The following is a 7,755-nucleotide window of genomic DNA, read 5'->3' as shown; positions in this document are numbered from 1 at the left end:
ACTCGCCCCGGGACTCGGCACGCCGGCCGCACTCCATGGCCTCGCAATCGGCCACGAGTCGCTCCCGGTCGCCAGGCTCGACCAGGTCTTCGATCCGGAGCCCGAGCAACGCCTCGCGCCCACGTCCGAGCAGTTCGACCAGCGCGTCATTCGCGCGTCGCACCCGCCTCTGATCGTCGAGCAGCGCCACACCCACGCCACTGGCCTCGAACACGGTGCGGAAGAGCGCCTCCTGTTCCCGCAGTCGACGCTCGGTCTCCAGCTGGTCCGAGATGTCACGAAAGATCGTCACGGCCCCCACGACCCGATTGTGGGCGGTCAGGGGAGTGGCCGTCACTTCCACCGGAAACTCGTCACCGTTCCGGCGCCGGAAACGCTCGTCGCGGCTGTGGTAACTCTCGCCGGCAGAAGCGTGCCGCTGGATCGGACAGACATCCCGGGATCCATCCTCGCCGTGACGAGCGTGAAACAGGGGGTGCGCCTGCTTGCCGATCAACTGGTCCCTCGGCATGTCGAGCAACTGCACGGCCCGATCATTGACCAGGCGGATACGTCCCTCTCGATCCAGTACGTACAGCCCCTCCCCCATGCATTCGCTGATGCGCCGCAACTGCTCGGCCTCGGCTTCGCGTATCGAGCGACTGAGCATGAGCCGCCACAGGAGCATCATCGCCAGCACCAACGGCAGCGCGCCGACAAGGAAGTTCCGCAGCGCGGCGTCGCGCTCCTCGGCCAGACCGGGGGCGGGCTTGTCGATCACCAGGTACGCGGCGTGCTCGCCCATCGGGTCGCTCAGGGGCAGGAACAGCAGTTCCCGAAACGCCCCATCCTCCTCCCAGGCCCATCCGGCAGCGCCTCCATCCAGCCGGACACTCGATCCGTCACGCCTGAACCGCTCACCCAGGGCCTGTACCCGATCGCTCCGGGCTGACGACGACATCGTCTCGATCACGTACTCGGGGTGGAGGGGCGCCTCTTCGTAGCCCGCATGCCGGTCCTCGAACAGCTTGGGAAGCACGACATCCCGGCGCATCAGGAGAAACAGGTTGCGCTTCCCCTCGCTTCGATCGCCTTCCAGCACCTCGCGCAAGGCGGAGAACCGTACCGACAGCTCGACCGAACCGATCAGCTCACCCTCGTGAACGAGGGGAAAGACATTGCGAAAACCGTGGAAGTTTCGCCCGGCCTCGAAACCGCTGACCTTCCGTCGCTCCTGCTGGGCGAGGCGGATGCCGGGACGATGGACGGCGACATCATCGGCGTACTTCTCCGGACGATGGAAGCGATAGAGCGTGGTGCCGTCGGCGAGGTGAAAGTGCAGCTGGCGAAAGTGATGGTCGCGAAGCCCCTCGTAGACCAGGCCGAGCCGCTCGGCCAGCTCGGCGCGAACCGCATCGCGACTGGCGGCATCCTCGTGGGCCCGCGCGAGCAGTTGCCTCATTCCCGGCGTGTCGATGCTCTGTTCGAACACATTGCGCGCGGCCAGCGTGTAGCTTTCCTCCAGCACCTCGATGGCATTGGCCTGCTGCCGCTGGCTTTCGGCAAGCAGAGCGGCGATCCGGTCCTGGTACTGCAGGTACACCAGCCCGGCCCAGGCGGCAAGCAGCACGACGGCAACGACCGAGGCGGGCAGCCAGCCATAAGGGGCGGCACCAGCCGGCCAACGGCCGTGGCGGCGGACGGTCACCCGTCTCCTCCCTGCGCGTGGTTCGCCAGCCAGTCACGCAAGTCCGCCACGGCCAACGGCCGGGCGTAGAAGTAGCCCTGCGCCTCGTGGCAGCCGTCAGCCCGCAGCCGGCGGGCATGCTCGGCGGTCTCCACGCCCTCGGCGAGCACCTTCAGGCCCAACCCTTCGCCCAGGGCGATCACCGAGCGGACGATGGAATGGTCATCCGGGTCGACGAGCATGTCGCGAACGAACGACTGGTCGATCTTCAGACGTCGCACCGGGAAACGCTTGAGGTAGGCCAGTGACGAAAAGCCGGTGCCGAAGTCGTCGATCGCGATCTGCACACCCAGGGCATCGAGGCGCTTGACGGTTTCCACCGCGGCCTGCGGGTCCGCCATGAAGGCCTGCTCGGTCACCTCCAGTTCCAGTCGCCGGGGGTCCAGGCCCGACCGGGACAGGACCGCATCGACCTGTTCCACCAGATCTCGCTGTTGCAGTTGCTCGGGCGAGACATTGACCGCAACTCGTGCCAGTTCATGGCCGTCGGTTCGCAGGGCGACGAAATCGTCGACGGCCCGCTGCAGCACCCAGCGCCCGATCGGCAGGATCAGGCCGGTCTCCTCGGCCAGCGGGATGAGCTCTGCCGGCGACACCCGCCCCAGCCGCGGGTTGTCCCAGCGCAACAGCGCCTCCACGGCGACCGGCCTGCCCCGATCGAGATCCAGCTGCGGCTGATAGACCAGCGACAGCTCGCCCGCGCCCAGCGCCTGGCGAAGCTCCATCTCCATCGTCACACGCCGGCTGGCCTTTTCGGTCAGGTCCCGGGTATAGAACACATAGGCATTGCGGCGTGATTCCTTGGCGCGATACATGGCGCTGTCGGCGTTTCTGATCAGCACCGGGGCACTGTCGCCATCGAGCGGATAGATGGTGATACCGATGCTGGCATCCACGCTCAGTTCGTGGCCCTCCACCAGGAAGGGCGTGGCGAACACGTCGAGCAGCGCTTCGGCCAGGCGGGACAGGTCGGCCTCCTCGCGGAGCGACTCGACCACGACGACGAACTCGTCGCCCCCGAGGCGCGCGACGGTGCTCCCTTCCTCGACCAACGCGATCAGCCGCTGGCCCACGGCCTCGAGCAGCTTGTCGCCCAACGGGTGGCCGAGACTGTCGTTGATGTTCTTGAAACGATTGAGGTCGAGGAAGAGCACCCCGACACGCCCGCCTTCCCGGTCGGCCCGCTCGATCGCACGAGCCAGCCGGTGCGTGAGCAAGTGACGGTTGGGCAGACCGGTGAGCGGATCGTGATGGGCCATGAAGTCCAGTCGCCGCTCCACTTCCTTGATCGACGAGATGTCCGACTGCATGGAAACGAACTGCCGCAGCTCCCCGCTCTCGTCGTAGACCGCGCTGATGGTCTGCCAGGCCGGGTACACGCTGCCGTCCCGCCGCCTGTTCCAGATCTCGCCCTGCCACTGGCCGTCCTCGGCCAGCGACTGCCAGATCTCTTCGTAGAACGACGGGTCGTGACGATCGGACTTGAGAATTCGCGGGGTGCGCCCCAGCACCTCGTCGGCCGAATAGCCGGTTATCTCGGTGAAGGCGGGATTGACCTGGAGGATACGCCCGACCCGATCAGTCACGATCACCGCTTCGCTGGTGTGCTGGAGGACCGCGTCGGCCAGGCGGCGACGCTCTTCTTCCCGCACTCGTGCGGTGACGTCCTGGACCACACCGATCAGGCGCAGCGGTCGGCCGTCGGCGTCTCGTTCCACCTCGGCGCGCGAATGGATCATGCGTTCGCTGCCACGGGTATCACGCAGGCGGAACTCGACCTCGTAACGGCACGCCCCCTCGCGTATGGCCTGCAAAGCCCGTTCGACGCGCGGCCAGTCGTCCTCGTGGCAATGGCGGCGCAGGGTCTCCGGCCCGGCAGGCTCGTCCTCGGGCAGGCCCAGCACGTGCCGGGCCTGGTCCGACCAGACAGCCTCGCCGCTGAGCAGATCGAACTGCCAGTCGCCCAGTCCGGCGACACGCTGTGCCTCGCGCAGGCGCTGCTCGTCACGACGTTTGTCCGTGACATCCTCGGCAATCCCGAGCAGATAGCGCGGCCGACCGTCCGGGCCGAAAATGGGCAGCTTGCGGGTACGCAACAGACGACGACCATGCGCGGTCTGGAGGGCCTCCTCCTCGATCTCGATCAGATCCCCTGACTCGAGTACACGCCGGTCCGCAGCGTTCATCGCGGCGGCCTGGTCCTCGGGGAAGAAGTCCCGATCGCTGCGGCCGATGACCTCGCGACGAGCCCAGCCGAGCATCTGCTCGCCGGCGCGGTTCAGACGGACGAAACGCAGCTCCCGGGCATCCTTGACGAAGATCATCTCCGGAATGTTCTCGATCACGTCCGAGAGCTCGGCCTCCCGCCGCTCGACCTCGTCGGCCATCGCGTTCATCGCTTCGGCCAGCTCGCGGGTCTCGCGGTCGGTTCCCAGCGGCAGCCGCGCCGAATAGTCGCCGCGACGCAGGGCGCCGACGCCGGCGATCAGCTCGTCGATGGGGCGCTGCACGCGGCGACGGATCAGCCAGCCGCCCAGCAGGATGAACAACGACGCCGAGGAGGCAAGCACGATCATGGAGACGTCGCGTGTCGCCGCCACCTGCCGGTCGAGCAACGAGCGGTCGAAGACCACGCCGAGGAACACCTCGGCCCCATCGCCCAACTCGGGAAGGACGTGCAGTCGCAGCAGGTCGTTGGGCAGCTTGACCCAGCGTTCCTCCTGCGGGTCGTCCATCTGCGCGAGGGCCTCGATTACCGCGTTGCGATCCAGGTCGCCGATGGCGCCGGTATTCGTGATCGGGCGGCCGGCGCCATCGGTCAGCAGCAATCGCACACCGTCCGGCAAGGGTAGGCGTTCGAGCGCCGCGCGGTCGATTTCGTGGACCAGGTTGACACTGCCGAGACGTGCCGAGTCGGCGTCATCCACGTCGCGCCGCACGATTCGACCGGCGATTTGCTCGACACGATCGTCGACCCGTCGATAGACCACGTCGATGTCGTCCGGGATGGACTGGTACACCCGCAGGTCCGCCGGCGGCTCCACCGACGTCCAACCACCCTCGTGATGCTCGAGGAAACGCGGCTCGCCCCCCCGGTACGACACGATCCCCGCCACGTTCCGTGCCCCACCCCGCACGTAGACGGCCAGCGTCCCGTCAGCCTGACGAATGCAGCCACGGTCAGCGACCCCGCGCTCGACCAGCTTGAGGAACTCGCGGGCCAGATCCTTCTTCGCCTCGTCGAAGACGATGGGGCGGTAATCCTCGATCTCCTGGTAGCGCTCGATCAGGTTGAGCGCCGCGACCGTGTCCTCCTGGACACGGAACGAGTCGACCGCGCTGCGCAGCCAGCTGGCGTCGGACTCCAGCGTCTCGTTGAAGGTATCCAGCGCCTGCAGGCTGCGGGTGTGCGCCTGGTCGGCGTGCAGGCCGCGCAGGTAGAAGTCCAGCGAGATGCCGACAAGGATCAGGGGCAGGGTGACCGCCGCCAGCAGCAGGACGATCAGGCGCGTCTTGAGGCTGTCGAAAAACCGGGTCAAAAGATCGGCTCCACGCGTTCCACATTCTCGCGCGTGACCGCCTCGAAGGACTTGACGGTCCGCGCCGGCACGTCGCGATCACGCAACAGGTCGACCACGATCGCCGCCCCCTCCTCGCCGCCGGTGGGATAGGTGAAGCTCAGGTCCTGTTCACCACGGCGGATGCGCTCGCGGGCCTCGGCGATGTAATCGACCCCGGCCGTGAACAGGGAGTCGGCCGGAATGTCGAGTTCGTACAGGGCCATGTACAGGCCGGTCAGCATCGAGTCGCTGTGCGAATAGACCGCATCGAACCGGAAACCGCCCTCTTGCTCGACGAGTGCCTCGACGCGCCGGATGGTGTCGCCGCGCAGGTAGTTGCCGGCCAGGCTTTCCACCGAGATTCCCTCCTCCTGCGCGAGGACATCCATGAAACCCCGGCGACGATCGACGGTCGTGCTTGCGCCCGGCACGCCCTCGAGCATCAACACCCGGCCACGACCGTCGAGGGCCTCGACGACAGCGCGACCGGCCTCACGGGCAATGCCGCGGTTGTCACCGAGAACGAAGGCATCCTCGATCGGTTCCCTTACCTGCCGGTCGACCAGGACCAGCGGAATGCCGGCCTCCTTGACCCGACGCAGCACCGGGGTCATCGCCTCGGCATCCATGGGGCTGGTGATCAGGACGTCGACGTCGGCGGCGATCCAGTCCTCGATCTGCAGGATCTGCAGCGGCAGCCGTCCTCGCGCATCGCTGACGCGGAAATCGATGCCCGGATGGTGGCCCAGGGCCTCTGCCACCTCTTCGACCTGTGCCCGCCGCCAGTCGTTGCCCATGTCATCCTGGGCGAAAGCGACCACGCCGGCGACATCCGCCTGCACCATCCCCAGCGGGCATACCGCCAGCAATATCAGCAGGGCAAAAGGCACGACGGGCGGGAAAATCGACTCAAGCGAACGCATCGACCGAACCGGCGATCACGACTCGGCACCGAACCGGCGCCGATAGGCCGACATGGCCTCTGCCGCTGCCTGCAGGCCCGGATCCGCACCACAGAAGGCGACAACGGCATCCAGATTCGCGATCGAAATCACCTCGAGCGCCTCGTCCCGCCGCAGCTCCCCGATCGCCGACAGTTCCCCCTGGCCGCGCTCCTGCCGATCCATCATCACCGCCACGCCCACGGCAGTCGCGCCGTTGGCGCGTATCAGCTCCAGCGACTCGCGGATGGCCGTTCCGGCCGTGATCACGTCGTCGACGATCAGCACCCGCCCGGAGAGCGGGGCGCCGACCAGGTTGCCGCCCTCGCCATGATCCTTGGCCTCCTTGCGATTGAAACACCACGGCACCGGCTCGCCGGTCCGCTCGGCCAGCGCGATCGCCGTGGCCGCGGCCAGCGGGATGCCCTTGTAGGCCGGGCCGAAAATCACGTCGAACTCGATTCCGGCATCCAGGATCGCCGCGGCATAGAACCCCCCCAGCGCGGCCAGCGCCCGCCCGTCGGCAAACGACCCGGCATTGAAGAAATACGGGCTGACGCGCCCGGACTTGAGCGTGAACTCGCCGAAACGGAGCGCCTGATGCTCCACGGCGAACTGGACGAAGGCCTGGCGATAATCCTGCACGGGTCGTACTTCCTCGTTGAGTGTGGGAACCGGGGGAGCAGTTGGCGCACGACGCCCGGCGGCACGGCTTGAACGACGTGGCGCAAACCTTAACCGAAAAGGCCACCGACGGCGAGGTGCCGACGGTGGCCTTGATGGACGGGAGACGGGATCGCCCGGGGCGGACGCAACGCCCGCGGCCCTCACTCCTTGCCGAGCGCAAGCTCGCCGTCGCGCACGTCGACGGTCACCGTCTGCCCTGGCAGGTACTCGCCCTTGAGGATGGCCTGGGCCAGCGGATTCTCGAGGCGATGCTGGATGGCCCGCTTGAGCGGCCGGGCCCCGTAGACCGGGTCGAAGCCCGCCTCGCCGAGGGCATCCAGGGCGGCGTCCGTGAGCGTCAGCCCGATCTCGCGATCCGCCAGTCGCTTCCTGAGATAGTCGATCTGGATGTCGACGATCTTGCGGATCTCGCTGCGGTCGAGCGGGTGGAAGACCACCACGTCGTCGACCCGGTTGATGAACTCGGGACGGAAGTGCTGGCCGACGATCTCGAGCACCTCGGACTTCATCTGCTCGTAGTCGGCGTCCTGCCCGGCCAGTTCCTGGATGCGCTGGCTGCCGAGATTCGAGGTCATCACGATCACGGTGTTGCGGAAGTCCACCGTGCGCCCCTGGCCGTCGGTCAGCCGCCCGTCGTCGAGCACCTGCAGCAGAATGTTGAACACGTCCGGGTGGGCCTTCTCCACCTCGTCGAGCAGGATCACCGAGTAGGGCTTGCGGCGGACGGCCTCGGTCAGATAGCCGCCCTCCTCGTAACCGACGTAGCCCGGGGGCGCCCCGACCAGTCGCGCCACGGAGTGCTTCTCCATGAACTCCGACATGTCGATGCGCACCATCGCCT

General features: G+C 67.2%; 5 protein-coding genes. All 5 read right to left on the bottom strand.

From position 1 onward, the window contains the following. On the bottom strand, positions 1–1,687 hold a 1,687-nt coding region (locus ACLFRM_RS08425), incomplete at its 3' end, for a PAS domain S-box protein (protein ID WP_410755294.1). Then, positions 1,684–5,265: an EAL domain-containing protein gene (locus tag ACLFRM_RS08420; protein ID WP_410755293.1), complete on the bottom strand. Its 3,582-nt coding sequence runs from the start codon at positions 5,263–5,265 to the stop codon at positions 1,684–1,686. The genes ACLFRM_RS08420 and ACLFRM_RS08425, both read right to left, overlap by 4 nt. Beyond that, positions 5,262–6,176 carry a substrate-binding domain-containing protein gene (locus ACLFRM_RS08415; RefSeq protein ID WP_410755292.1) on the bottom strand — a complete coding sequence of 305 codons (915 nt, stop codon included), beginning with the start codon at positions 6,174–6,176 and terminating at the stop codon, positions 5,262–5,264. The genes ACLFRM_RS08420 and ACLFRM_RS08415 overlap by 4 nt, the downstream gene beginning before the upstream one ends. Before the next feature lie 48 nt (positions 6,177–6,224). Then, the gene (gene pyrE, locus ACLFRM_RS08410; RefSeq protein ID WP_410755291.1) at positions 6,225–6,872 is read right to left on the bottom strand and encodes an orotate phosphoribosyltransferase; all 648 of its coding nucleotides are present in this window, start codon (positions 6,870–6,872) and stop codon (positions 6,225–6,227) included. A 182-nt stretch (positions 6,873–7,054) separates the two neighbouring features. Continuing rightward, a partial coding sequence (locus tag ACLFRM_RS08405) for an AAA family ATPase (protein ID WP_410755290.1) occupies positions 7,055–7,755 on the bottom strand: 701 nt, incomplete at its 5' end.

Source organism: Guyparkeria sp. (genome assembly GCF_046540515.1).
In the GTDB taxonomy this organism is placed as follows: domain Bacteria; phylum Pseudomonadota; class Gammaproteobacteria; order Halothiobacillales; family Halothiobacillaceae; genus Guyparkeria.
This window is presented reverse-complemented; position numbering and strand designations above follow the sequence as displayed.